This window comes from Curtobacterium sp. BNK-1 (assembly GCF_048685235.1).
In the GTDB taxonomy this organism is placed as follows: domain Bacteria; phylum Pseudomonadota; class Gammaproteobacteria; order Enterobacterales; family Enterobacteriaceae; genus Pantoea; species Pantoea agglomerans.
The window spans coordinates 68145-92727 of sequence record NZ_JBLQTJ010000004.1; the positions used below are offsets into that span (position 1 = coordinate 68145).

At 55.7% G+C, this 24583-nt stretch carries 24 protein-coding genes; 10 read left to right on the forward strand and 14 right to left on the reverse strand.

Annotated features, from left to right (window positions below):
- Positions 1–56: 56 nt before the first annotated feature.
- Together ACMGGP_RS20735 and ACMGGP_RS20740 are read right to left on the reverse strand one after the other, a co-directional pair.
- Complete coding sequence (locus tag ACMGGP_RS20735) at positions 57–2030, reverse strand: autotransporter outer membrane beta-barrel domain-containing protein (RefSeq protein ID WP_498798828.1); 1974 nt, start codon at positions 2028–2030, stop codon at positions 57–59.
- 204 nt (positions 2031–2234) lie between these two features.
- A complete protein-coding gene (locus ACMGGP_RS20740) occupies positions 2235–3125 on the reverse strand; it encodes a MurR/RpiR family transcriptional regulator (RefSeq protein WP_064690918.1) in 891 nt (296 codons plus the stop codon).
- Between the two features lie 459 nt (positions 3126–3584).
- On the opposite strand from ACMGGP_RS20740, the gene ACMGGP_RS20745 reads away from it, so the two are divergent.
- Complete coding sequence (locus ACMGGP_RS20745; RefSeq protein ID WP_498798829.1) at positions 3585–5705, forward strand: TonB-dependent siderophore receptor; 2121 nt, start codon at positions 3585–3587, stop codon at positions 5703–5705.
- Positions 5692–6834, forward strand: coding sequence for an ABC transporter substrate-binding protein (locus tag ACMGGP_RS20750; RefSeq protein ID WP_498798830.1), 1143 nt, complete (start codon positions 5692–5694; stop codon positions 6832–6834). Before ACMGGP_RS20745 ends, ACMGGP_RS20750 begins: the two co-directional genes overlap by 14 nt.
- Here ACMGGP_RS20750 and ACMGGP_RS20755 read toward each other — a convergent pair.
- The 5 genes from ACMGGP_RS20755 to ACMGGP_RS20775 form a co-directional block, all read right to left on the reverse strand.
- Positions 6823–7806, reverse strand: a complete 984-nt coding sequence (locus tag ACMGGP_RS20755) for an XdhC family protein (protein ID WP_167430111.1) — start codon at positions 7804–7806, stop codon at positions 6823–6825. The genes ACMGGP_RS20750 and ACMGGP_RS20755 overlap by 12 nt on opposite strands.
- Complete coding sequence (locus tag ACMGGP_RS20760; RefSeq protein WP_498798831.1) at positions 7803–8369, reverse strand: nucleotidyltransferase family protein; 567 nt, start codon at positions 8367–8369, stop codon at positions 7803–7805. The genes ACMGGP_RS20755 and ACMGGP_RS20760 overlap by 4 nt, the downstream gene beginning before the upstream one ends.
- A gap of 95 nt (positions 8370–8464) precedes the next feature.
- Positions 8465–10849 (reverse strand): xanthine dehydrogenase family protein molybdopterin-binding subunit, encoded by a 2385-nt coding sequence (locus tag ACMGGP_RS20765; protein WP_111534268.1) that lies wholly within the window; start codon positions 10847–10849, stop codon positions 8465–8467.
- On the reverse strand, positions 10846–11838 hold the full coding sequence (locus tag ACMGGP_RS20770) for an FAD binding domain-containing protein (protein WP_498798832.1): 993 nt from the start codon (positions 11836–11838) through the stop codon (positions 10846–10848). The genes ACMGGP_RS20765 and ACMGGP_RS20770 overlap by 4 nt, the downstream gene beginning before the upstream one ends.
- A complete protein-coding gene (locus ACMGGP_RS20775; RefSeq protein ID WP_022624540.1) occupies positions 11835–12323 on the reverse strand; it encodes a (2Fe-2S)-binding protein in 489 nt (162 codons plus the stop codon). The genes ACMGGP_RS20770 and ACMGGP_RS20775 overlap by 4 nt, the downstream gene beginning before the upstream one ends.
- A gap of 439 nt (positions 12324–12762) precedes the next feature.
- Between ACMGGP_RS20775 and ACMGGP_RS20780 the strand changes: the two genes are divergently transcribed.
- Positions 12763–13656 (forward strand): LysR family transcriptional regulator, encoded by an 894-nt coding sequence (locus ACMGGP_RS20780; RefSeq protein ID WP_010246903.1) that lies wholly within the window; start codon positions 12763–12765, stop codon positions 13654–13656.
- Positions 13657–13676: 20 nt separating this feature from the next.
- Here the strand turns inward: ACMGGP_RS20780 and ACMGGP_RS20785 are convergent, their stop codons facing one another.
- The 4 genes from ACMGGP_RS20785 to ACMGGP_RS20800 are packed head-to-tail and all read right to left on the reverse strand — an operon-like array spanning position 13677 to position 17105.
- Positions 13677–14516 carry a metal ABC transporter permease gene (locus ACMGGP_RS20785; RefSeq protein ID WP_346459415.1) on the reverse strand — a complete coding sequence of 280 codons (840 nt, stop codon included), beginning with the start codon at positions 14514–14516 and terminating at the stop codon, positions 13677–13679.
- Positions 14516–15376 carry an iron/manganese ABC transporter permease subunit SitC gene (sitC, locus tag ACMGGP_RS20790; protein ID WP_010246899.1) on the reverse strand — a complete coding sequence of 287 codons (861 nt, stop codon included), beginning with the start codon at positions 15374–15376 and terminating at the stop codon, positions 14516–14518. Before sitC ends, ACMGGP_RS20785 begins: the two co-directional genes overlap by 1 nt.
- Before the next feature lie 2 nt (positions 15377–15378).
- Complete coding sequence (locus ACMGGP_RS20795; RefSeq protein WP_498798833.1) at positions 15379–16194, reverse strand: manganese/iron ABC transporter ATP-binding protein; 816 nt, start codon at positions 16192–16194, stop codon at positions 15379–15381.
- Complete coding sequence (locus tag ACMGGP_RS20800) at positions 16191–17105, reverse strand: metal ABC transporter substrate-binding protein (protein WP_061902333.1); 915 nt, start codon at positions 17103–17105, stop codon at positions 16191–16193. The genes ACMGGP_RS20795 and ACMGGP_RS20800 overlap by 4 nt, the downstream gene beginning before the upstream one ends.
- Positions 17106–17563: 458 nt before the next feature.
- On the opposite strand from ACMGGP_RS20800, the gene ACMGGP_RS20805 reads away from it, so the two are divergent.
- From ACMGGP_RS20805 to ACMGGP_RS20820, 4 genes are all read left to right on the forward strand, one after another.
- Positions 17564–17857, forward strand: a complete 294-nt coding sequence (locus ACMGGP_RS20805; protein ID WP_061902332.1) for a hypothetical protein — start codon at positions 17564–17566, stop codon at positions 17855–17857.
- A 247-nt stretch (positions 17858–18104) separates the two neighbouring features.
- Positions 18105–18350 carry a regulatory protein YcgZ gene (ycgZ, locus tag ACMGGP_RS20810; protein ID WP_010246891.1) on the forward strand — a complete coding sequence of 82 codons (246 nt, stop codon included), beginning with the start codon at positions 18105–18107 and terminating at the stop codon, positions 18348–18350.
- 174 nt (positions 18351–18524) lie between these two features.
- Positions 18525–18818, forward strand: coding sequence for a hypothetical protein (locus tag ACMGGP_RS20815; RefSeq protein WP_010670560.1), 294 nt, complete (start codon positions 18525–18527; stop codon positions 18816–18818).
- Positions 18819–18979: 161 nt separating this feature from the next.
- A complete protein-coding gene (locus ACMGGP_RS20820; protein ID WP_010246887.1) occupies positions 18980–19234 on the forward strand; it encodes a biofilm/acid-resistance regulator YmgB/AriR in 255 nt (84 codons plus the stop codon).
- Between the two features lie 473 nt (positions 19235–19707).
- Here ACMGGP_RS20820 and ACMGGP_RS20825 read toward each other — a convergent pair whose 3' ends face one another.
- A complete protein-coding gene (locus tag ACMGGP_RS20825; protein WP_010246886.1) occupies positions 19708–19902 on the reverse strand; it encodes a hypothetical protein in 195 nt (64 codons plus the stop codon).
- Between the two features lie 424 nt (positions 19903–20326).
- Here ACMGGP_RS20825 and ACMGGP_RS20830 point away from each other — a divergent pair, with 424 nt between their 5' ends.
- Entirely contained in the window at positions 20327–21343 is a 1017-nt protein-coding gene (locus ACMGGP_RS20830; protein WP_033779911.1) for a substrate-binding domain-containing protein, read from the forward strand.
- 116 nt (positions 21344–21459) lie between these two features.
- Entirely contained in the window at positions 21460–21855 is a 396-nt protein-coding gene (locus ACMGGP_RS20835; protein WP_010246880.1) for a (R)-mandelonitrile lyase, read from the forward strand.
- Between the two features lie 20 nt (positions 21856–21875).
- On the opposite strand, the gene ACMGGP_RS20840 is transcribed toward ACMGGP_RS20835, so the two are convergent.
- Positions 21876–22760, reverse strand: a complete 885-nt coding sequence (locus ACMGGP_RS20840; protein WP_010246879.1) for a LysR family transcriptional regulator — start codon at positions 22758–22760, stop codon at positions 21876–21878.
- Positions 22761–22859: 99 nt separating this feature from the next.
- On the opposite strand from ACMGGP_RS20840, the gene ACMGGP_RS20845 reads away from it, so the two are divergent.
- Positions 22860–23585 (forward strand): SDR family oxidoreductase, encoded by a 726-nt coding sequence (locus ACMGGP_RS20845; protein ID WP_498798834.1) that lies wholly within the window; start codon positions 22860–22862, stop codon positions 23583–23585.
- 46 nt (positions 23586–23631) lie between these two features.
- Here the strand turns inward: ACMGGP_RS20845 and ACMGGP_RS20850 are convergent, their stop codons facing one another.
- The gene (locus ACMGGP_RS20850) at positions 23632–24372 is read right to left on the reverse strand and encodes a YoaK family protein (protein ID WP_029519590.1); all 741 of its coding nucleotides are present in this window, start codon (positions 24370–24372) and stop codon (positions 23632–23634) included.
- Positions 24373–24583: the final 211 nt, after the last annotated feature.

The following is a 24583-nucleotide window of genomic DNA, read 5'->3' on the forward strand; positions in this document are numbered from 1 at the left end:
ATTATGAGAGCGACGGACAACGTCTGCAGGGCTTTTCACTCCGCAAAGCAGATCCGTTAAAAGCGGGCGTTAAGCCCGACGTTCCATGTCACCTGATGCATGTCGCTGTTGCCTGTTACCGCCGAGACGCCCGCAAAGGCATTCACCGAGGTGCCAAGCGGCACGCTCGCACCCACCGCCATATCGATCCAGTTATCATCACTGGAATCGCTGCTGCGGGTAAAGGCGGTGCGGGTCGATTTCAGTCCGGCGGTGACCGCCGAATCGCTGTCACCAAACTGGTGATTGTAGCTGACCTGCGCCCAGGGATTGATCAGCAAATCTTTGCTGTCGATACGCCAGCCCACTGCGCCGATTTGAGAGTGCAGCGTCTGGTCGCCAAAGCGCATTGAGGTGCTGCTGTTGCCTTCCTCTTTATAGCCATCGACCTGGGTGTAGTCGAGCGCATAGCTGGCCACCGGGCCAGTAGAAACATAGCTACCCAGCGGCAAATCCCAGCCGGTCTGCAGCCGCATTCCCAGCACCTTACCATTGCTGTTGCCCTTTTCCGTGCGGGTCGCCGGTCCCAGCCTGATCTGACGCTCAATATCATCAAAGTCGAGATCGGCATAATGGGCGTCCGCATTAATCCATCCCCGATCGAGATAATTCAACTGACTCCAGAGTGCCACCAGATTGCCGCGTAAACGGTAATCAAAGCGCGACGAGGGATCCTGACGTTGCGAGGTCGTAGAGAGCATGGCACCGGCCTGCCAGTGATCGGTCAGCTGATAGCCCACACCCACGGTGCCGCTGGCGCTGGTCGCATCGCCATCCTGCAGGCTGTCGCCGCGGAAATCACGCTGCTGCCCGGCATAACCGCCGAAAACAGTAAACTCGCCAGCACTGGCGGGCTGCTGACGCTGCTGCTGCAGATGTCCATCCAGCGTATTGCGCGCATCGCCCACCAGCATCGACGGCGCCTGACTCAGTGCAGCTACCTGCAGCGGCGCATTCAGCACCGACTGAATGTAATCGGCGATCAGCGCATGGACCGCCGGGCTGGGATGCAGTCTGTCTGCAAACAGATACTGCTGTGACTGCGAAAATCCTGTCGTCGAGGAGGTGCAGTCCATCGCCGAGACACCTGGCGGACAGGCCATTCCGGCCGTATTCGTGAGTCCATACAGGCCCGGATTATCGATCACCTCATTAAACAGGCCATTGATATCCACTCGTGCGATGTTCCCGCGTGCGGTCACCAGCCCCTGCTCTTCAGCCTGGTTGTAACGGTCGGTGAGTGTCGCCGCCTCCTGACTCAGTAACTGCCAGGCGGCAATCAGCTGCTGCGCAATGGCATCCCGGATCAGCGGGATTGAAGAGATTTGTCCGGCCGCCTCGCCAAGCGCGGTTTCAATCGCCTGCTCTCTTGCGGCACGGTCAGGCGTAGTGGTAGTGCTCAGCGACTGAAACAGCGCCGCCGTGGCAGGTTGTGCCGAGGGGCCAAGCACCTGCAGAATCGCCTGCAGCAGGGCGGGCGTTGCCCCTACATTGGGTACCGTCGGTACAATCACCGTTCCGGCTCCGGCATCCAGCAACCGGCTGACCTGTGAGGCCGCTGCACTGGCGCTGTTATCCACTATCTGCCGGGCAGCGAGGGGGGCAAGAGCCGCCGCCGCTAAGTCATTGCCGCCAATCCAGTGAATATAGAGACCATCCGAATCAGCCCGCCCGCCCCGCGCCGCAAGGTAGTTATCAAGCTGATCCTGAGTGTTAAACAGGGGATTAATCGCAGGCACCGCAACTGCGCCACCTTCGGCATAGTTGTTTCCGCCCTGCGATGAAGGGCGCAGGTTATCACCCAGCGACTGCGCTACGATCTCGTCATAGAGCGGATGGGTCGCGCCATCATAGGTAAAGCGCCCGACGTTCCCGCCATCACTCAGGCTATCGCCAAAGACGGTGAGGTCGCTCCAGGCCATCGCAGGCAGCGGCGACAGCAGGCTCAGGGTGGCACAGCAGAAAAGGTATTGCGCGTGAAGGGGTTTCATCAGCAGCTCCGCACAAATCAAATGAAAGTCAGAATGAGTAAGAACCGCGCCGGCTGGCGCAGCAAGCTGTAAGCGTAGACGGCTGAGGAAAGGGGTGGCAGAAAATACGGGATCGCGCTCGCAAAGCGGAGAAATTTGACTTAAAGATCAGCCGTGCTGGTTCAGGTGAAATACCGGGAACCCACCACGGCGTCGTTACACTGGCTACTTTTTGCTGGCGGGCTTCAGCCCGCGATTAAGATCCTGTAACCGTTTCATCGTCTTAACGGTACGCTGTGGCAGCGTTGAGGCAACGGACAGGATCAGCATCTCCAGACAGACCATAATCGTGCCGTGCAGGGGAATGCGTCCCTTCTCGCCGCCGCGCGGCACATTGATTACGACATCCGCCTCGCGGGCGAAAAAGGAATCGGTGGCGTTGGTCAGCAGAATAATCGGAATATCCAGCCGCTTCGCTTCACGTACCACGGTTGTCCCTTCCCGGTGCGCCGACTGTTGCGCCATCATGATCAGCACGTCGCCACGCTGTAGCGCCAGCATCTGCTCTGCCAGCGCAATTCCAGCGCGGTTAAGGGAAAAGGCGGGCAGACCGATACGGTTGAGCAGCCGCACGCTGTAGTCCGCCAGAATACCAGAGGCGTTGATGCCGAAAATAGCGACCTGCCGCGCTTCGCCCAGCAGCGCCACGCTATCCGCTACCGCCACCCGATTCATTGGCTGCGACAGCACCTCACAGGCGTGACGGTGGCCCTCCAGCACAAAGTCGATGGCGCTGTTCACATCACTGGTCACCTCACTGACGGTGGTAATCATCTTATCTTCAGAGGTCAGCGAAGGACCAAACCAGGCCTTTAGTGTCTGTTTGAGGTCACGCAGTCCGCTAAAGCCCAGCGCCTGAATCGCGCGGATTACAGTGGCATCAGAGGTGTGATTCGCCACAGCGATCTCCATCGCGGTGCTCTCCAGCACCGTTTCCCGCTGCTGATCGATATAGCGCGCCACCGCCAGCAGGCGGGGTGAAAGCTGCTTTTCACGGGCGCGAAGACGTTCTGCCACCACATCCACTCTGTTTTTAACGGGCCTGCTCTGTTTCATGCTGCACCTGCAACTGGGGTTAACGTGTGAAAAGGCTCATTGCTAGTCTGGCTAAATAGATAGTTTCAGGGCCGGGAGATGTAGTAAAAGCGTCACGCTGTTTTATATTTCACCTGAAGAAGATGTGGATTTAACCAAAAACCTCACCTTCATATAAAAATATATTCATTATTTTCAATAGGATAAAAATTCCAGCCAATCTTTTTGCAGCGATAAACGATACGGCAAAAATGTAGTCAATTCTATTCAATTTATGTTTACTACTACAATAGCGGATGTTTGAATGATTCTCAATTACAGATGAGAAAGGTTGTCGTCCGGCCGGCATAATGACCTTGAAGGCCTGATACTGATCTCCTCTGTTTAAACGCTGCATATTGCAGAACACCTCCAGGGTAGACCTGCAAGACAGACAGATTGTCAGTCGTCAGGTCCTTTGCTTCAGATACGAAAAGAAAAATGAAAAACAAAGACTCACGATATCCGGCCCGGCACCCCGCTCTGGTCGTGGCGATCTGCAGCAGCATCATGCTGCCACAGGTCAATGCAGCAACCGACAGCGCCCCGGATATGACCGTGACCGCGGATGCCAGTTCAGAGGGAAATTACAGCGCCAGCCAGAGTAGCGTTGCCAGTAAAATGCCGACCGCGCGGATCGATGAGGCGCAGTCGGTCAGCGTGGTCACGCAGCAGCAACTGGACGATTACCAGGCAAGCTCACTGGCGGATGCGATGCGCTTTGTCAGTGGTGTGACCGAAGCGAACACGCTGGCTGGCACCGAAGATGGCTTTGTACGACGCGGATTTGGCAGCAACGCCGATGGCTCCATCTACCGGGATGGCATCCGCAGCAGTCAGGGATTGAATTTCGATGCCACGACCGAGCGGGTTGAGGTGCTAAAAGGCTCCTCCTCGCTGCTGTATGGCATTCAGAATCCGGGCGGCATTATCAATGTAGTCAGCAAAAAGCCGCAATACAGCTGGCACTCCAGCGTCAGCGGACGTTACGCCAGTGAAGGTGGCGGTGCGGGCACCCTGGATGTCACCGGTCCGCTGGGCAACGGCTTCGCCTTCCGGCTGATCGCCGAAAAGCAAAATCAGGATTACTGGCGCAACTTTGGCAGTGAAGAGCACACACTTCTGGCACCCTCTCTGCAATGGTATGGCGAGCAGGCAAGTTTTCTGATCAGCTATGCCGACTACCGCTATGACATTCCCTACGATCGCGGCACGGCCTTCATTGACGGCAAGCCGATCGACATCGGTTATAAAGATCGGCTGGATGACAAAGCCAATCACGCCTGGGGCCATAACAAAACCCTGAATGCTCATTATGACTGGCAGTTTAATGATGAGTGGCGCACCCGGTTAACCCTGGGCTGGAACCAGCGGCGCTATGACAACAATGAAGTGCGCGTGACGGCGGTGAACGCCAGCAGCGGCGTGGTCACACGTCGCGCCGATGCCAATCGCGGGTTTAACCACAAAACCAAATATCTGAGCTGGGATCTGCTGGGTAATCCCGAAATTCTGGGTATGCAGCACGCGCTGGTGGTGGGCACCGACTATGAGATGAACCAGACTTATCGTGCCCATCAGTATCAGGGCAAGGTCAACCGCCAGTTCAACTATTTCACGCCTGAATATGACCTGCTGTCACCGGTCACGGACGCCAGCACGGAAAATAGCGCAGCCGCCAATAACCTGAACCGCATTCATAGCCGGTCGCTCTACGCCAAAGACAGCATTTCTGTGTCACCCGACTGGATTGTGGTGCTGGGCGGTCGTTATCAGCATTATGAACAGCGCGCCTCGCGCGGCTTTAATCCGCAGGTGGAAACCCTGAATGATGAGGGTAATAAGTTTCTGCCGCAGGCGGGGGTGATCTACAAATTCACACCTGATCTCTCTTTCTACACCAGCGTCAGTAAGTCGTTCACCCCGTCAACCGACGTGGATGATGATGGCAATGTCGGCAAACCGGAACAGGGCACCAGCTGGGAAGTTGGCAGTAAATGGCAACTCTCGCCGAAACTGTTCGCCACCGTCGCGCTCTATCGGATAGACGAAAAAGCGATGTCGCTGAATATTAATGGCAGCACGCGGGCCATTGATAAAGCCCGATCGACCGGCGCTGAGTTTGAGCTGAACGGCGAAATTTCACCCGGCTGGGATTTGAGTGCGAACTACAGCTATGATCAGGCAGAGATCGTAAATGACCGGGTTAATCCGGATAACAATGGTAATCGTCTGCAGAATGCGCCGCGCCATGCCGGTGCGCTCTATCTCAGCCATGAGATGCAGATCAGCAGCCTGCCCGGCTCGTTCCGGCTCGGCGGAGGCGCACGCTATGTCGGCAGCCGTGCAGGCGATCCCGATAACAGTTTCACCCTGCCCGACTATGTGGTGGCAGACAGTTTCGTGGCATGGAACAACCGCCTGTTCGGTGAAAAAACGCAGCTGCGTCTGAACATCAATAACCTGTTTAACCAGCACTATTACAGCTCAAGCGGCGGCAACCTGCGCGTCCGTGAAGGTGAAACCCGCAATCTGATGGTACAGGCCCGTGTTGAATTTTAAATCGCTGCGCTGTGCGTTATTAATGCTGAGCGTGATACTGGCCAGCGCTGGCGCACACGCCCGCACGCTGACCGACATCACCGGCCGCGAAGTAGAGATACCCGACCATCCGCAGCGTATTGTGCTGGGTGAAAGCCGGATGCTCTACAGCGTCGCGCTGCTGACGCCCGGCAATCCGCTGCAGCATATCGCTGGCTGGCCACAGGATCTGAAAAAGTATGATCCCCAGACCTGGCAGATTTTTGCCAGTAAGTTTCCGCAGATGGAGGACATTCCGGTACTGGGTCTGGATGGCGTCAATGACATGAATCCCGAACAGGTGATCGCACTGAAACCGGACCTGGTGATCCTGCCGCAGCTGGCGCGCGGCAGTGAAAGCGGAGCAGTGCTGGAGAAGATGCTCAGCGCGGCGCATATCCCGGTGGTGAGGATCGATCTGCGGGTTGAGCTGCTGAAAAATACCGAGCGCAGCATGACCCTGCTGGGCGAGGTGCTGAATCAGCCCCAGCGGGCTGCTGACTTCAATCGCTTTTACCGCAGCCACATGCAGCGCATTGAGAACCGACTGGCGGACTATCACGGAGCTAAACCTAAAGTTCTTTTGCAGCTGCATCTCGGGCGGCGCAGTGAATGCTGCGTGACGTCGGTGAATGGCAACCTGGGTGAGCTGCTGCGCTTTGCCGGGGGCGACAACATCGCCAGTCAGCAGATCAAAGGCGTGTTCGGACGGCTGAGTGAGGAGAGTGTGATTGCGGCACAGCCCGACTTTTACTTCGCCACCGGCACCGGCAGCGCCGATGAAGCGGGAGCCTTAAAACTCGGCCCCGCCGTCATAACAGCGCAGACCCGGCAGAGCCTGCTGGCGCTGACCGGTCAGCAGAATGCGCTGAAGCAGCTGACGGCATTGCGGGACGGTCATGCCGGGGCAATCTGGCACAACTTTTACCTCAGTCCGTGGCACGTGGTAGCGACAGAATTCTTCGCCACCACGCTCTATCCGCAACTGTTCCGCGATGTCGATCCTGAACAGACATTGCGGCAGCTGTTCCATGATTTCCTGCCGATCCCCTATTCGGGCAGCTACCTCTATCGGCTCGCACCGAAGGCGACGCCGGACTCAGGCGGCTGATAGCCCGCGATTTTTCACCCGGACGATATCGGCCATCACCGACAGCGCAATCTCCGCCGGGGTTTTGCTGCCGATAGGCAGGCCGATGGGCGCATGGATGCGGTCCAGTTCGGCACGATCCATGCCGGCGATCTGTTGTAGTCGCGCCCGTCGTTTCTCGCTATTTTTCGCCGAGCCCATGATGCCGATATAGAACGCGGGTGTCGCGATCGCCTCCATCATCGTCAGGTCATCAATGCGGGGATCGTGGGTCAGTGCCACAATCGCCACCGCTGCATGCGCGCCGTTCAGCTCCAGCCAGCGCGCCGGATGCTGTGACACCAGCGTCACGTTGTCCGCAGCGCTGAAGTGGCTCTCCAGCTCCGTCAGCATCTCCGGTCGGTGCTCACAGACCCGCACGTGAAATCCCAGCATCTGCCCGAGCCGGATGCACTCATATGCCACAGTCGAGTAGCCCGCGATCAGCAGTTCCGGTATCGCACCAACCGGCAGTAACATCTGCTGTTCACTGGCATCCAGCGCAGGCAACACCCTGTCAGGGGCGAGCACTTCCCACTGCGCACGTTCGCCGGGTCGTATCATTTTCACCATCGGCTGCTGTCCGCTCAGCGCGCGCTGCATGGCCGTCAGCAGCGCCAGCGTGGCATCATCGGGCGGCAGAAACTCAATGACGATCTCCAGGCTGCCGCCGCACGGCAGGCTGACGTCAGGACGCATTCCGCCTTCACCGTACCGCACCCGCTGACTGCTGGCGCGATAGGCTCCTGCCGCCAGTTGCGCCAGAAAGTCCTCTTCAATGCAGCCGCCCGACAGCGATCCGCAGTAAGCACCCGTTTCGTTGACCGTCATCAGGGTGCCAGGCGCGCGCGGCGAAGATCCATAGGTGCGCAGCACCGTGCAGAGCCAGACCTGCTGACCCGCCAGGCAGCTGCTCAGTGCCGCATTAATCACACGTTGATCCAGCGTAATCATGAAAATTCCTTTATTAACTGCAGATCAGCAGGGAGATCGATATCACACAAACAGCCGCGATCCTGAAGCGGCAGCCGGACGGCGAGTGACTTCACCGCCGCCTGCGGCCCGGCATCGCCCTGTAGCGTGCTCAGCATCGGGTAGCAGGGGTTCTGAAAGCCCACCGGATGGCCCGGCCTGCCGTCAATCCACGGCCTGACGATCGGCGCGTAAGCCAGCGCAGCGCTGACGGCGCGGTAACTTTCAGGCGTGACAAACGGCATATCGCCCAGCGCAATCAGCCAGCCGTCATAGTCACGGCTGGCTTTGACACCTGCGGCGATCGATTCGCCCAGCCCGCCGCTGTCACACAGCACCAGGGTAGCCTGCGAGCAGAGCGCCTTAAGTGCAGCGGCGTCCGGGCGCGTGACCACAAACAGGTCAAGACCACTGGCAACGGCCTGCTCCAGCGTGCGTTGCAGCACCGGTTTGCCATCCAGGTCGGCCAGCAGCTTATGCTCACCCGCCTGCTGGCGAAAACGGCGACTCAGCCCGGCGGCCAGCACAATCAACGCTATCTTCACTCTTTCTCTCCGCTAAGCGTGAAAAACGGGCGCAGGTTTCAGCCCGCGCCCGCATATCCTCACATCGACCTGCTGGCAGCAGGTCAGGAACAGGCTCAGATAATCTTATCGAGAGTAATAGGTAAGTCGCGCACCCGCTTACCGGTGGCATGGAACACCGCATTACTGATCGCTGCCGCCACGCCCACGATACCCAGCTCACCCACGGCTTTACCGCCCATGGTGGTCGCCTCAAAATCGGGCTCGCCAACGTTGATGGTGGTAATGCTCGGGATGTCACCGTTAACCGGCACCAGATAGTCCGCCAGGTTGTTGTTGATCACCCGACCATTGCGTGGATCGACGATGCCCTCTTCCATCAGCGCCTGACCGACGCCCATGATCATGCCGCCAATCCACTGGCTGCGCGCCAGTTTAGGGTTGTAGAGACGACCGCTGTCGAGCGCCGCCACCATCCGTTTGACCCGGATAGTGCCGAAATCTTCATCGACCCGCACTTCCACAAACTGCGCGCTCCAGCTGTGGGCCGAGAATTTTTCAGGGCGGCTCATGTCATTAAGGTTGCGCACCATCTTGTCGCGCTCGCTCTGTGACAGATCGTCCGGGAAAGTGCCGCCTTTCACCGTCAGACTCTCCGCCGGTGCCAGGCTTGCCAGCCGGGCAAATGAGACCGCCAGACCGCTGCGCAGATTATGCTGAACCCCGTCGCCTTTCAGCGTGAGCTGAGATGCCGGAGTGCCATTCAGTGGCGACTGTGGCAGCTCGCTGGCGAGTTTCAGCAGCTGGTCGCGCATTCGTCTGGCGGTATCGTTCACCGCCGCGGTCACGTTGCCCGCAAGCTGCGATCCACCTGCGACACCGGCACGCGGCAGCTCAGTATCACCCAGCTGAACCTCAATGGTGGTGGAGGCGACGCCAAGAATGTCGGCAGCGGTCTGCGCCAGGATGGTATAGGTCCCGGTGCCGATATCCGCACCGGCGCACTGCACCACAAATTTACCCTGTGGGGTCAGGATGATTTTTGCCTCAGCAGGCAGTTTGTTGACCGGATAGGTGCCAGAGGCCATGCCCCAGCCAATCAATTCACGCCCTTCGCGCATCGACCGCGGCGTCATAATGCGCTTATCCCAGCCAAAGGCCTCAGCCCCTTTCTGATAGGCTTCTTTCAGGCGACGCGAACTCCACGGCAGATCGAGCTGATAATCTTTGTCCGCCCAGTTGCGCAGACGCAGTTCCAGGGGATCGATATTCAGGGCATAGGCCATCTCATCCATCGCCACTTCAAGACCAAAGGCGCTGGGGTTTTCGCCTGGCGCACGCATCCAGCCTGGCGTCACGGTATTGATCGGCCTGACCTGATGCTGGGCGGAGACGTTGCCCACCGCATACATGCGGGCGGTGACTTTGCTGCAGTTCTCAGCAAACACATCGATTAATGAGGTTTCACTGAAGCTGCGCTGGATAATCGCCTGGATTTTGCCGTCACGCGAGGCACCCAGTTCCAGCTGCTGCGAGGTGGCGGGACGTCCGCCCAGACCGGTAAAGGTCTGCGGTCGGGTCAGCGACACTTTGATAGGACGCTTTAGCGCCCGCGACGCCACACTGGCCAGTGCGACGTGGGTGTAAGGCACCGGCTTGGACCCAAATCCCCCGCCGACATAGGGCGAAATGATCCGCACATCTTCAACGTCAATGCCCATCCACTCGGCGATTTCCACCTGCGCGCCTGCCACCCACTGACTCGGCTCCCAGACGGTAATGCGTCCATCCTGCCACTCAGCGACACAGGCGTGCGGTTCCATCGGCATGTTGTATTCGCGCGGCGTGGTATAGCGCTGGCTCAGACGCACCTCGGCCTGCTGCATCGCCGCCTGTGCATCGCCCATATCGATATCCTGTTTCGATACCGGTTTCGGTTCGACACCCTCATCGGTGGCAAAAATCAGTGCAGGCGAGGTTTCATAGTCGATCTCCACCAGCGAGGCGGCATAAGTTGCCTGCTCAAACGTCTCTGCCACCACCAGACCGATGTTCTGGCCGTTGTGAATAATCACATCGTCCTGAATCGGGGTATAGGTTGACTGCGCCGCGCCGCCGTCTGCAATCGCGGTAGGTTTGTTGATCTTCAGGCTATTCAGATGGGTATAAACCGCCACCACTCCCGAGGCCTGCTGCGCCTTTTCCGTCGACATCCGGCTGATACGGCCGCTGGCAACAGTAGACTGGATCACCACGCCATAGAGCGGATTTCCCGGCTGATGTTCTACCGCATACCGCGCCTCACCGGTGACTTTTACTTTGCCGTCACCCCGCGAGCGCCCGGCGCCCAGTCCCTCAATCGGATCGGTGGTTTCTGGTTCTGCCGTGGCAGTATCACTGGCACTGGCGCTTTGCATACTCAGACCCAGGCTGCCCGCCGCTGAGATCGCCGCCGTCGCCTTCAGTAACTCCCGACGTGATTTGTCATTTACGTCACTCATGCGGTTTCTCCTGCTGCCATCAGCGCACGTGCAATCACACGCGGCGCCAGTTTTACTTTATAGGCGTTGTGGGTCAGCGCCTGCGTCTCCTGAGTAATCCGTTCTGCCGCCTGGAAAACCGTCTCTTCATTAAACGGCTGGCCCTCCAGCGCCTGCTCCACCGACCTGACCCGCCAGGGTTTGGTGGCGACGCCGCCCAGCGCAATATGGACCTGACGCATCACGCCGTTCTCCAGCGTGAAGCCTGCGGCCGCGCTAGCTGCAGCAAACTCATAAGAGCTGCGGTCACGGACTTTAAGATAGTGTGAGTGTCGCAGTGACTCGGTTTGCGGCACTTCAATGGCCACAATAATTTCGTCATCGCGCAGATCGTGCTCACGATCAGGTGTGTCACCCGGCAACAGGAAGAAATCATCAATCGCGATGCGACGGGTTTCGCCCTGCTGATTCTGCAGGACCACGATGGCGTCAAACGCCACCAGCGCCACCGCCAGATCGCCGGGATAGACCGCGATGCAGCTGTCGCTGGCGCCCAGGATGGCATGATTGCTGTTAACGCCATCCAGTGCGGCGCAGCCGGAACCCGGATTGCGTTTGTTGCAGGCGGAAAAGGTCGCCGCATCGCGGTAATAGGCGCAACGGGTACGCTGGCGTAAATTACCGCCCAGCGTGGCCATGTTACGAATCTGCGGTGACGCGGCCTGCCACAGGCTGCCGTAGATGGCTGGCGCGTTCTGCTGGCAGGCGGGATGATCTGCCAGGCCGCTCATGGTGACCAGCGCGCCGGCCGTGATCTTATCGTCGTCAAACTGCAGGTTTTTAAGCCCGGCCAATCCAGTGATGCCGATGAGCTGCGGCGGCGTGAAGACCCCACACTTCATCAGATCGAGTTGTGTGGTGCCCCCTGCCAGAAACTGGCTGCCAGACTGCTGTTTCAGGGCTGCGGCTTCCTCAGGCGACTGCGCGACTTTCCAGCTGAATTCATTCATGCGGACTCCTTCGCCATCTCTGCTGCGGCCTGTTTAATCGCATCCACAATGTGCGGATATGCTCCACAACGGCAAAGGTTGCCGCTCATATACTCACGGATCTCATCTTCTGAACCCGCATGGCCCTCTTTGATGCAGGCGACGGCGGACATAATCTGACCCGGTGTACAGTAGCCGCACTGGAAGGCGTCATTCTCCATAAAGCAACGCTGCACCGGGTGCAGCTCACCTTCGGTGGAAGCCAGCCCTTCAATGCTGGTCACTTCGGCGCCATCCGCCTGAGCCGCCAGCGTCAGGCAACTCAGCACCCGCTGGCCATTAATCAGTACCGTGCAGGCACCGCACTGCCCCTGATCGCACCCTTTTTTGGTGCCGGTCAGGTTAAGATGCTCACGCAGCGCATCAAGCAGGGTGACACGGGGATCGACCTGCATCTGCTGCGACTGACCATTAACCTGCATTGTTAGCGATATTTTTTCCGACATTGTCTGCTTCCCATTGTTGGGGGCCAAAAGATTTAATTTTTTATAGGTTTATTTCTGACGGGGTTCGAATCGGGGGAAAATCGTGATAACCCTAATCTTTACGCGCGTATCTCTGCTTTAAGGTTTAGCAGCTTTTTGGCAATTTTGCGGGGAAGCCGGGAAAAGTAAGTGTTATCTGAATGGCGGAGCGAGGTTGAATCAGGATAAATACGTGTTCATACAACGCTCATCTAAATGATTTTATTAATTTTATTGAAAAAAACTTTTATAGCCGTCGTTCATAGGGTTTATCTGTGCACCTCATTAATCCTGCCGCGAAATGTGCAACCCTGAAAGACTATTTCGGGTCTGATAGCAGGTCGGGTAGCGAAGCCGTAGTTAACGTCGATAAATCGGCCTGTCCCGACCAGGATAACCGATCAAACAGGTCAGAGGGCCTATGCTGAAAGAAAATTTTAACGATCTGATCTATCTGGTGGTGGTAGCAGAAGAGCGCAGCTTCACCCGGGCAGCGGCGAAGCTGGGTGTGTCGCAGTCGGCACTGAGCCACGCGATTCGCGCTCTGGAAGAGCGTCTTAGCGTCCGGTTGCTGACGCGCACTACACGCAGCGTTGCCCCGACAGAAGCGGGTGAACGGCTGATCACTACCCTCGCCCCGCTGTTCAGCGAGATTGAGTCTGAACTGGTCAATGTCACTGACAGTCAGGGTAAAATCTCCGGCAACATTCGTATCACCGCAGGCGAACATGCGCTCACCTCTACACTCTGGCCGCTGCTCAGGCCCTTTCTTCAGCAATACCCCGATGTCCATGTTGAAGTGTCGGTGGATAACAGTCTGACCGATATTGTTAGCGGCCGTTTCGATGCGGGCGTGCGACTGGGTGAGCAGGTCGAAAAGGATATGGTGGCGGTGCGCATCGGGCCGGACTGGAATATGTGCGTGGTGGCAGCCAGCAGCTATTTTGATCAGCACGGCAGACCTGAGACTCCCTATGATTTACAGCATCATAACTGCATCAACCTGCGGCTGCCGACGCTGGGTGGCCTCTATAACTGGGAGTTTATGCGTGATGGCAAGGAGATCAGGGTCAAAACGCAGGGTCAGTTAATTTTTAATCATCTCGCATCGCGCATTGATGCCGCACTGAGCGGGATGGGGATCTGCTATGTGCCGCAGGATAGCGTTGCGGAACACCTTAAAAGTGGCCGTCTGGTTCAGGTTTTGGCTGACTGGTGTGAGCCTTTTCCGGGTTATTATCTTTACTATCCCAGCCGCAGACAGCACACCAGCGCCTTTACACGTTTGATTGATGCGGTGCGCTATCGCGGTTGAGAGACAGCCGCGATAGCCAGTCAGCTGGCATTAAGCCGCTGTCGTTCAAGCTGCCGCGTTTTGCGGTCTGAAATCACCATCGCCACGATAAACACCAGTGCAAACAGCACCACGATCGTGGGTGCTGGCGCGCTGTCGATAAAGAACGAGAGATAGACCCCACTCAGCGACACCAGCACCGACACCACGACCGCCACCAGAAGCGCATGTGAAAAGCGGCGGGTAAGCAGAATTGCGATAGCACCGGGTGCAATCAGCAGGGAAATCGACAGGATAATCCCTACTGCTTTCAGCGTAGCCACAATGGTCAGCGAGACCATGCAGAGCAGCCCATAATGCAGCCAGCGTGCGGGTAAGCCAGAGACCTGTGCCTGCTGCGGATCAAAACTGAACAGCATAAAATCACGCCATTTCACCGCAATGACCCCGACGATCACCGCTGCGATAAGCGAGGTCTGAATTATGTCAGCGCCCGTAATACCCAGCATGTCACCAAACAGAATGTGATCAAGATGCACCTCCGGTTTCACGGCGATATAGAGGATCAATCCCACCGCGAACATGCCGGAGAAGACGATTCCCAGCACCGTATCCTGCTTGATGCGACTGTTGTCCTGCAGAAATCCACTGGCAACGGCACAGAACAGACCTGCGACAAACGCACCCACCGCCAGCGGCAGCCCGGCCATCCAGGCGAGGACGATGCCGGGGAATACCGCATGGCTCATGGCATCGCCCATCAGCGCCCAGCCTTTCAGCACCAGAAAGACCGACAGCAGCGCACAGGGGATCGCCACCACCAGCGCAATCAGCAACGCACTGTTCATAAAAGCGAACTGGAAAGGTTCAAAGATCCACATCAGCCAGGCTCCTTTTCGGGACGATGGCGGCCACGACGCCGGTTAGCCAGCAAGCCATGTTTGGGCGCAAAGACAAACGCCAGCAGGAACAACAACGTCTGCGCCACCACGATGATGCCGCCCGTTGCGCCATCCAGGTAGTAACTCGCCCACGCACCGAGAAAACTGGTGATACTGCCAATCGCTACGGCAATCATCAGCAGACGCGGGAAGCGGTCGGTGAGCATCCAGGCCGTCGCGCCTGGCGTCACCACCAGACAGATCACCAGAAATGCACCGACGGTTTGCAGCGCCGCCACGGTTGAGACTGCCAGCAGGGTAAAGAAGAGGACTTTCAGTCGTTCAGGACGCAGTCCGATAGCGCGCGCGTGATTCTCATCAAAGAAGGTGACCATCAGATCCTTCCACTTAAACAGCAGAATGATGATCGACAGCCCGCCAATCAGCGCCAGCTGAAGTATATCTGCGGGCGCAATCGCCAGAATATTGCCGAGCACAATGGTCTGAATGTTTACCGCGGTCGGATTGAGCGACACCATAAACAGACCCAGACCAAAGAAGGAGGAGAAGATCAGGCCGATGATTGCATCTTCTTTTAAGCGGGTGCGCTGATTGAGTAACAGCATACTGCCCGCCGCCAGCCCACCTGAGAGAAACGCGCCCAGCGCAAAGGGCAGTCCCAGCATGTAAGCACCCGCTACGCCCGGCACGATGGAGTGCGACAGCGCATCGCCAATCAGCGACCAGCCTTTGAGCATCAGATAGCAGGAGAGAAACGCACACAGGCCGCCGACCATGGCGGAGACCCACATCGCGTTGAGCATGTAGTGATAACCAAAAGGCTCCAGTAACAATTCCATGGTCAGTTTCCGTCTTCAGGTGCCGTACGTGGCGCAATAAAAGGCCGCTCATCGTCGGTGATAATCTGATCGTCCAGCCCTTTCACCATCACATGACGCAGCACCCCACTGAATGCACGCTCAAGGTTGGCGGCGGTAAAGGTGGTGCGCGTCGGGCCGCTGGCCAGAATGGTGCCTTTGACTATCACGGTGTAATCGCAGAACTCCGTGACCGATCCCAGATTATGCGTTGAGACCAGCATGGTCTTGCCTTCATCGCGCAGCTCACCCAGCAGGCTGATGATTCTGGCCTCAGTCTGAACGTCCACGCCGGTAAACGGCTCATCCAGCAGGATAACGCTGCCCTGCTGGGCAATGGCGCGCGCCAGAAATACCCTTTTCTTCTGTCCGCCGGAGAGTTCACCGATTTGACGATGGCGGTAATCCAGCATATCGACCCGCGCCAGCGCATCACTGACAATCTGCTGGTCGTGCGGTTTCGGTCGACGCAGCAGGCCCATATGACCGTAGCGACCCATCATTACCACATCTTCCACCAGCACCGGAAAAGACCAGTCCACCTCTTCCGACTGCGGCACATATGCGACCAGACTCTGACGCAGTGCTTCACGAGTTGGCATGCCGAGCACTGAGATGCTGCCGCTGGCGAGCCGGACAAAGCCCATCAGCGCTTTGAACAGGGTTGACTTACCTGAGCCATTGACGCCCACCAGCGCCGCAATCGATCCGCCCGGCACGCTGAAGCTGGCATCATGCAACGCGGTGTGACCGTTGCGATAGGTCATGGTGACATCCGAAACAACGATGGTGTCTGTCATTGCGCTTTCTCTCCCGCTTTAATGCCCTGCGCCAGCGTCTCCGTGGTGACTCTGAGCAGATCCAGATAGGTCGGCACCGGTCCCTGAGCGTTGCTTAATGAGTCGACGTAAAGCACCCCACCGTAATGCGCACCCGTTTCCCGCGCGACCTGGCGGGCTGGCTTATCCGACACGGTGCTTTCACTGAACACCGCTGGAATAGCATTTTTCTTCACCTGGTCGATCACTTTTCTCACCTGTTGCGGCGTGCCCTGCTGATCAGCATTTACAGGCCACAGGTAGAGTTCTTTCATACCCAGGTCGCGAGCCAGATAGGAGAATGCGCCTTCGCTGGTCACCATCCAGCGTTTATCCTCCGGGATGTCGGCAATCTGCTGGCGAAGCGGATCCAGCGCTGCGGTGATTTTTTGCTTATAGGCGGCTGCGTTCTGACGATAGGTCTCCGCATGCGCCGGGTCATATTTCACCAGCGCATCACGGATATTATCGACATAGATCAGCGCATTGTCCGGAGACATCCAGGCGTGCGGATTTGGTTTACCGTTATAAGGCCCCTCGCCGATACCGATCGGTTTTACCCCGGCAGAGACAATCACTTCCGGCACCCCATCCAGATGCTGATAAAAGCGCTCAAACCAGCGTTCGAGATTAAGCCCGTTCGCCATGATTAACTGCGCACCCTGCGCCCGTTTGATATCGCCGGGCGTCGGCTGATATTCGTGTATTTCAGCACCCGGTTTGGTAATGGAAGTGACTTCGGCCGCATCGCCCGCCACGTTTTTTACCATGTCAGCGATGACCGTAAACGTCGTCACTACCTTAAATTTTTCTGCTGCATAGCTGCTGGTCGCCATCAGGGTTGTCAGTAGCGCACTCAGTAGCATTATGGTTATTTTTCTTTTCGGGACCATAGGGCGATCTCCAGAGGTGATTAAAAACAGAACATAATTAGCATAGGCTATTTTTTATAGCACAGGCTATACCTTTGTAACAGCGAAGGGTTGTGAAGTTTCTTCAGCGTCCGGGCCCGAACGTGAAGTTTTGTAAGCGAGTCGCTTTACTTGTTGATATGTAAAAATTTAATTTCAATGATGGGAAGTTTATGGAAAGCGTGACGTATAGCTATAACCGGGTTTTACGCCTTTCTTATACCCGGCTGCGTAAACTGCAAAAGCGATAACAGGATTACAAAAAGGCCATCCTGGCTGTGCAATTAACCGAACAGCGTTCTGACACCGGGCGTCACCCACATGACACGCACAGCAGACCGACAATTAAAATAATCTTATTGATAGGCTGAATTGATTAAGCTTCGTAAATTTTTTTGCTACAGTTAATGTTACTTACCGCAATCACCCAGGAGGATAATTTGTATTTTTCCAGCGACGAAAAAGCGAATGTCATCATTGGCGAAGCCGCAATGAACCTGTTTAATGCCGGTCAGGAAGTGAATGTTGAACTGCTGATTAATGAGCTAAAGGTCATGGCTGACTCTGAAGTTAATGAGAGTCGCCTTGAGCAGATGCAGCATGCGCTTCAATGGCTGATGGGGTTCAAAACCATCGGTTCTCGCAGCACCGCCCCGGCGAACTGGCTTGCCAAAACCATTGGCAAAGAGCCCGCTGCTCCCGTCTCTGCTGATGACATCTTCTTTAAACACTAACCCAGGTCTGCCGTTCCTCTCCGGCCTTAATATTCAGGTCGGAGCGTCGCTGGGGTGTTAATGATACAAGAATCTGGTACAATTTTTACCTCGCTACAAACTCCTCGTAACACCCTGTTTTAAAAGCCTTAGCACTTTTTGCACAAAAAAATTAATCCCAAAAATCCAAAATTCTGTACAAGTTTTGCAAAGATGTATAACTTGCGCATCCAGAGTGCATACATTTAAATCACCTGAGGACAACAACATGCGTCAGAACGGACAAGCCCCGGAAACGATCAGCGATATTGCCCGTTACTTCAATCAGGCCAGCTCACCGTCGCAACAGGAGACGCTGGGTTCGGTTGTGGTGGAAATTCTGCGCGCAGGTCACAGCCTTAGTCGGAAAACGATTTGCAGTAAACTGCTGAGTCGCCTTGAACTGGCTGCCACGCCAGAAGAAGAGAGTCATCTGCATGAACTCATTGCGATGCTTTTTCGTCGCGAAGATTAATGCCCTCTCACGGTCGTGTATGTTAATCAGGACGCCTGTTTCAGCCATCACCCAGGAAGATCTATCCTAGCAATAAAGCCCAGTTCTGCTTCCCGTATCGGGTGCACTAAGTCGCACCCGCTGACGCATACGGACCCGCAGCATGGCCATTGATTCGCAATCAGAGAAGCCAGTATGTACAGAAGTGAAGATGAGAAACTGACAGATGTTATGATCGGCGAAGCCGTTCTGACATTACTCAAGTCAGACAAACCGGTATCCAGCAACGCCTTAATCGCACAGCTCGAACTGATGGCTGCTGATGCTGACGACGCCGTGAAAGTGTCAGTGATTCGCAAAGCCATCACTGAAGTCCGTAATGGTATGGTTGCCGCGCGCAAACGCGTGCAGGGCGACGGTGCCGAACGTGATAACACGGCTCATCGTATGAACAGTGATGGCCCGCCTGAAGGTTCGAAAAAGCACTGATTGAGCGTACTGCGTACCTGATACATGCGGCTAATTTTAAGCGAAGCGGCAGACCTGAACAGAATTTTTAAGGCGGGCTGGGCAAAACGAAAACTGCGCCTACACTCGTTTTTGACTTCAACCATTGCATCTGACCCATTTTCCTCAGAGAAAGAAAAATCATGCAGCATTCATCATCAGATTCTTCAATCATTGACTACTTCCGTAGCGCAGGCGATCAGCTTGCTCCGGAAACTGAACTGCTGGGCGCAGTGATTCGTGACATTGTTGCTGATCAGGGACGTGTAACCAATAAAGCGATCATCCTCTATCTGATCGCGGAACTGGAATGCACTTCAGATGTTGTCAGGCTGGATGTGTTACGCAAAACGCTGGAAATCGTGGTTGGCCGCACGCCAGACGATACCGGCATCTGATACGCCATTCTGCGTTACCTCTGGTAACGCAGGATACTCTTCCCCCTCGCCCGCTTTTGTTTCCTTCCCTCAATTTCGCTGTATACCCGATATGCCACACAGAAATTATCCGATATAAAAATTCTTTTGCAGGTTAATGATGTAGCAGGGATTTGATCCCGACGATAACGCTTTTTTGCAATCATGCCAGAGGATGATCATTCAGGCTTAATAAGACCTGCCAATGAAAAGGCGAACTTCTTTATCAGAAATTCGCCACCCCTAATGAATAATCAACAGAAAGATCTGACTGACATTTTTAATGCGGTCATCAACCGTCACGCTGAATAAAAAAGAAACAAACGACTCACAAAAAATCCGTTTTAATGGCTGCCAGCAATATGCAATGCCTCTTATTCTCGCCGATGTCAAAGGTAGCAGGGCCGCTATCATGACACAGGCCGGGACAACGCCCGGCATCAGGCCTGGCAACCTTAATGCATCTTACGAGTGAAAAAGCTTATCGCTTCCTGACACAATGCTTTCAGCCTGCTGTCACGCGTCTCTTCGCTCAGGCGAAACAGCGCGTCCGTAATGTCGTGGAAATGAACCGGCTCTCCCGCCTTGATCAAATCACTGACTACCGCACCAACCAGCGCACGGATTTCATTATCGTTGTCGTACTTCACACGACCTCCCGATGGTGTATGCATATACAGTCTATCATTAGCGGGAGCCAAAAAACAAAAAAGCCGTCAAGCGGGAAATATAAGCGAAGCGGCAAAAAGGTTATTAACTATACAACCTCAGAATATTATCTTGCTTTATTTTCACCCCATGCAGCCCTGAAGCTATAAATAGCCAAAACGTGGTAGCAACCGCTGTAATCTATTTATGCCCATGTATATTGAGAGTTGGATAGTTATATATCGCGGAAACAGACTTTTGGCTGAATGTGTTATAAACACTTTTTCGACTCACTGTTTTTTGCGATAACCTGCGCGGCAGGCTTCCCTGCCTGATATGTTCTGACCAGCCTGTGTTAAATGATCATCTGACAATGGCCAGCAGTATGATAAAACTATCGTCATCCTCTGGTGTCACGAGCAGCACATGGCTAAATTTACCCTGAAACAGATTGCTGCCCAGTCGGGACTCAGTCTGGCGACCATCGACCGGGCCCTGCATCAGCGCGGCAACGTGCATGCCACGACCCAGCACCGAATCCAGCAGGCGATAGCGGACCTGGAACTGATGCAAAAAGCGGGACTCGCTAGGGGAAGAACGATCTATTTCGACGTCATCATGCATACACCTGACCGCTTTCAGCCACTGATACGTGAGGCGTTCAGCAGTCAGATTGCCAGTTTTACTGCCTTTAAACTTCAGCTGCGTTTCCACTTCGGCGCGAATTTGACTGCGGAGGCGATTAACGCGCTGCTGAATAAAAAAGCGTTGCATAGTCACGGCGTCATTCTTAAGGCAGCCTGTTCTGGTGAACTTCATCCCACCCTTGAATCACTGCTGAAACAACGCGTTCCGGTGGTCACCATGATGAGTGACCTGCCCGGCAGCGCGCGCCTGCGCTATATCGGCATGGATAATTTTGATGCCGGTAAAGTGGCGGCTTTTCTGATGTCAAAATGGCTGCGGGTGAGTCGTTCACATATTGTGGCTGTGACCGGCAGTCACGATTTCATTGGCGAACAGGAGAGAATTCAGGGGTTTCAGCGAGCAATGCAGGAGTTTGCGCCCCAGCATCAGGTGAGCGTGGTGGCAGGCGGTTATGGCATTGACGCCCGGATGCAGCAGTCGGTGACACAGTTCTTGCAGAGCCATCCGGATGCAGATGCGGTCTACACAGTCGGTGGCGGTAATCCCGGCATACTGCGCGCTTTTGCCGAACAAAAGCGGACGGTTAACGCTTTTATTGGTCACGATCTCGATCGTGAGAATCGTGCACTGCTGCAGGCCGGTAAAATTGATGCATTAATCGAGCATAATTTACAGCTTGATGCGCTGCACGCCTTCAGAACGCTGCTGTCGTTTCATGGATTTTTGCCCGCCTCAGAACCGGCCGCACCCTACTCTAAAATCAACATCATCACCCGTTACAACATGACAGCCTGAAAAACTGTCTGGCAATTAATGAGCCCTGCTCATAACCGTTTGCCGACTAAGCGGGCTAATCACGCTCCGGCTTGCCGGTTACACTGTGCATGACACGTTAACAACAGGAGTGAGTAATGAAAATTATCGCCAACGGATCGCTGCCTTCGCGTAAAGGACCTGCTGAATATTTTACCGGCACGGTTCGGATTGATGCACCATTCCAGGCAACCGAACCCGCCCGCGTGGGTGGCGCAACGGTGACTTTTGAACCGGGTGCCCGCACCGCATGGCATACCCATCCACTCGGGCAAACCCTGATCGTCACGCATGGCCAGGGCTGGATTCAGTGTGAGGGTGAAGCCATTCAGGTGATGAACACCGGTGATATCGTCTGGATCCCGGAAAACGTGAAGCACTGGCACGGTGCAACGCCGGATAACGCCATGACGCATATTGCTATCGCTGAGTCACTGAACGGCTCGCCGGTTGACTGGCTGGAGCAGGTCAGCGATCAGCAATATCAGCGCTAAATCAGACGTGCACTCTGTCGCTAAAGTCTGACGTGATCGATCAGCGCCCTCAGCTTGGGGGCCAGATTTTTGCGGCTGGGAAAATAGAGATAGAAGCCGGCAAAGGCAGGCAACCATGCATCGAGCAGGGTCACCAGTTCGCCACGTGCGATGTAAGGCTGGAAGGTTTCTTCCATGCCAAAGCTGATGCCGCCCCCGGCGCAGGCGGTGCGAATCATCACCCCCATGTCATTTGTGGTGAGTTGCGGATTGACGGCAACATCAAACTCGCGTCCCTGCTCTGCGAACTCCCAGCGATAAGGGGCCAGACCAGGCCCTTTTCGCCAGCCGATGCAGCGATGATTGACCAGATCCTGAGGATGTTGCGGCGTGCCTGCGCGAGCCAGATAGGCGGGTGACGCCACCGCCACCTGACGCTGCGCATTGGATACCGGCACCGCAATCATATCCTGAGCAATCACCTCCCCCAGCCGCACACCCGCGTCATAGCCCTGCCCGACAATATCAAACTCCTCATCGGTGACGGTGATATCCACCTCCACCTGCGGATAAGCGGTAATAAAGCTTGCCAGCAGTTCTCCCCCCAGCATCCGCTCAGCAATCGAGGAGATCGCCAGCCGCAGCTGGCCCCGAGGTTCCGCAGCCAGTTCGGCAATATCGGTCACGGCGCGATTGAGCTGGTTGATCGCCGGCGCCACTTCGGCATAGAGCCGCTGTCCGGCTTCTGTCAGCTGAACCGATCGTGTGGTGCGCTGCATCAACGTGATGTTAAGCCGGTCTTCCAGACGCCGCAGACTCTGGCTGATCGCCGGACGCGTAACACCCAATTGTTCTGCGGCCAGCCGGAAATTTCGCGTCTGCGCCACAATCACAAAAACTTCGAGAGCATTTTTATCGGCATTCATTGGTCAGATTGAGTTACCAGTGCGTAAAGCGTTCGGTGGATTATCTTTATAATCCAGTCGCCGTATGATCGCCAGTGACAACCTGACTGGAGAAACAAAATGACTCAGAAAGTGATTTTAATTACCGGCGCCTCAAGCGGCATCGGTGCAGGCATTGCACGTGAACTGGCGAAAACAGATGTCATTCTGCTGCTGGGTACGCGGCGGGAAAGCCGCCTGGCCGCGCTGGCTGAAGAGCTGCAGTTCAATGGTGCAGAGGTGGCGATCAAAGCGCTTGATGTAACGCGCCGCGAAGAGATGACGCAGTTCGTTGAGTATGCGCTGGAGAGATGGGGCCGGGTGGATGTAATGATCAATAACGCCGGTATTATGCCCTTGTCACCGATGGCGTCGCTGCGGGTGGAAGAGTGGGAACAGATGATCGACGTAAACATCAAAGGGGTGCTGTATGGCATTGCGTCAGTGTTGCCGACCATGCTGGCCCACCAGCGCGGCCACATCATCAACGTCGCGTCGATAGGGGCGCTGGCCGTGTCGCCCACCGCAGCCGTCTACTGCGCCACTAAGTTTGCGGTGCGGGCGATTTCCGACGGATTACGGCAGGAGAACAGTCAGCTACGGGTGACCTGTGTCCATCCCGGTGTGGTTGAGAGCGAGCTGGCATCAACCATTACCGATCCGGCAGCCGCCGAGGCGATGCAGCACTATCGCGCTATCGCGTTGCAGCCGGACGCCATTGGTCGCGCCGTTCGCTATGCCATTGAACAGCCTGAAGAGGTGGATGTGAACGAAATCGTGGTGCGGCCAACCCGAACGCAGCAGTAAGCAACCCGCCCGATGCGCTGTGTGCATCGGGCGGGCGGTTTTACTGTCAGTAGAGGCTTCTGCGGGTACGCTGCACGGTGATGGCGATGGCCGTCAGTGCCACCAGCATCAGAAATATCCCCAGTCCAACCATGGCGTTAAAGCCATAGACTTTAAACAGCAGCAGACCGGCAATACAGCCGCTCAGGAATGAAAACACGGTAGTCAGATGGGTGTGCAGAACCTTCTGGAAAAAGCGACGATCGTCGGTTTCAAGATGCACGGCGTGAGAAGTATGGGCAAAGATCCACGACCCCAGCGCAATACCCGCATCGGTCAGCGTGCCAGTAATGTGGGTCGATCTGACGCGGCCATTGGAGAGCTGCGTCGAGGTCGCATTATGAATCCCCATTAAAAAGCCCAGCATTAACAGCACTTCCCCGTTAAAGCTTGGCCGGTAGAACACGATTTCAAAGATTGATGCCGCCGTCAGTGCCGCCCCTTCCGCCAGAATGATCAGACAGAATATGGTGCGTAACTTATGTCTGATCCCCACTACCACCGCCAGCCGGGCAACGGTACAACCCAGCACAAAGGCAATAATCAGTGCCATCAAAAACAGCATGGTATGGAGGTCGCTGGTGGTCACTTCCTGGGAGATTTGCGACGTGTTACCGGTCATATGCGATGGAAAAAATCCAAACGCGCCCAGCGCCATGGCATTAAGGATGCCGGCGGTGGTGGCAAGCACCAGCGCCAGCAGTCGATCTTCGGTATGCGAACGAACTTTCTTCTTTTTTATCAGCACAGGCTTCCCCACCTCAGGTGAATGCAAAACGTTCTTATAAGGCTTCCAGCATACAGCCTGATGGAAATTATTCCTGTCAGAACCAGATAACTCTGATGAAATAAACCATTAATTTTGCTGATTTTTATAAAGCTGATTCAGTTTACTTTTAAAAGTGTCAACGACGCGATGATTCACCAGCAGGTGATCACCAGAGAGGCTGATGGTGAAC

What these genes read in the sequence shown, in the direction of transcription:
- ACMGGP_RS20735 (WP_498798828.1), bottom strand. Translation starts at nt 2,030, where the DNA reads ATGAAACCCCTTCACGCGCAATACCTTTTCTGCTGTGCCACCCTGAGC.
- ACMGGP_RS20740 (WP_064690918.1), bottom strand. Translation starts at nt 3,125, where the DNA reads ATGAAACAGAGCAGGCCCGTTAAAAACAGAGTGGATGTGGTGGCAGAA.
- ACMGGP_RS20745 (WP_498798829.1), top strand. Translation starts at nt 3,585, where the DNA reads ATGAAAAACAAAGACTCACGATATCCGGCCCGGCACCCCGCTCTGGTC.
- ACMGGP_RS20755 (WP_167430111.1), bottom strand. Translation starts at nt 7,806, where the DNA reads ATGATTACGCTGGATCAACGTGTGATTAATGCGGCACTGAGCAGCTGC.
- ACMGGP_RS20765 (WP_111534268.1), bottom strand. Translation starts at nt 10,849, where the DNA reads ATGAGTGACGTAAATGACAAATCACGTCGGGAGTTACTGAAGGCGACG.
- ACMGGP_RS20770 (WP_498798832.1), bottom strand. Translation starts at nt 11,838, where the DNA reads ATGAATGAATTCAGCTGGAAAGTCGCGCAGTCGCCTGAGGAAGCCGCA.
- ACMGGP_RS20775 (WP_022624540.1), bottom strand. Translation starts at nt 12,323, where the DNA reads ATGTCGGAAAAAATATCGCTAACAATGCAGGTTAATGGTCAGTCGCAG.
- ACMGGP_RS20780 (WP_010246903.1), top strand. Translation starts at nt 12,763, where the DNA reads ATGCTGAAAGAAAATTTTAACGATCTGATCTATCTGGTGGTGGTAGCA.
- ACMGGP_RS20785 (WP_346459415.1), bottom strand. Translation starts at nt 14,516, where the DNA reads ATGTGGATCTTTGAACCTTTCCAGTTCGCTTTTATGAACAGTGCGTTG.
- sitC (WP_010246899.1), bottom strand. Translation starts at nt 15,376, where the DNA reads ATGGAATTGTTACTGGAGCCTTTTGGTTATCACTACATGCTCAACGCG.
- ACMGGP_RS20795 (WP_498798833.1), bottom strand. Translation starts at nt 16,194, where the DNA reads ATGACAGACACCATCGTTGTTTCGGATGTCACCATGACCTATCGCAAC.
- ACMGGP_RS20800 (WP_061902333.1), bottom strand. Translation starts at nt 17,105, where the DNA reads ATGGTCCCGAAAAGAAAAATAACCATAATGCTACTGAGTGCGCTACTG.
- ycgZ (WP_010246891.1), top strand. Translation starts at nt 18,105, where the DNA reads ATGCGTCAGAACGGACAAGCCCCGGAAACGATCAGCGATATTGCCCGT.
- ACMGGP_RS20815 (WP_010670560.1), top strand. Translation starts at nt 18,525, where the DNA reads ATGTACAGAAGTGAAGATGAGAAACTGACAGATGTTATGATCGGCGAA.
- ACMGGP_RS20820 (WP_010246887.1), top strand. Translation starts at nt 18,980, where the DNA reads ATGCAGCATTCATCATCAGATTCTTCAATCATTGACTACTTCCGTAGC.
- ACMGGP_RS20830 (WP_033779911.1), top strand. Translation starts at nt 20,327, where the DNA reads ATGGCTAAATTTACCCTGAAACAGATTGCTGCCCAGTCGGGACTCAGT.
- ACMGGP_RS20835 (WP_010246880.1), top strand. Translation starts at nt 21,460, where the DNA reads ATGAAAATTATCGCCAACGGATCGCTGCCTTCGCGTAAAGGACCTGCT.
- ACMGGP_RS20840 (WP_010246879.1), bottom strand. Translation starts at nt 22,760, where the DNA reads ATGAATGCCGATAAAAATGCTCTCGAAGTTTTTGTGATTGTGGCGCAG.
- ACMGGP_RS20845 (WP_498798834.1), top strand. Translation starts at nt 22,860, where the DNA reads ATGACTCAGAAAGTGATTTTAATTACCGGCGCCTCAAGCGGCATCGGT.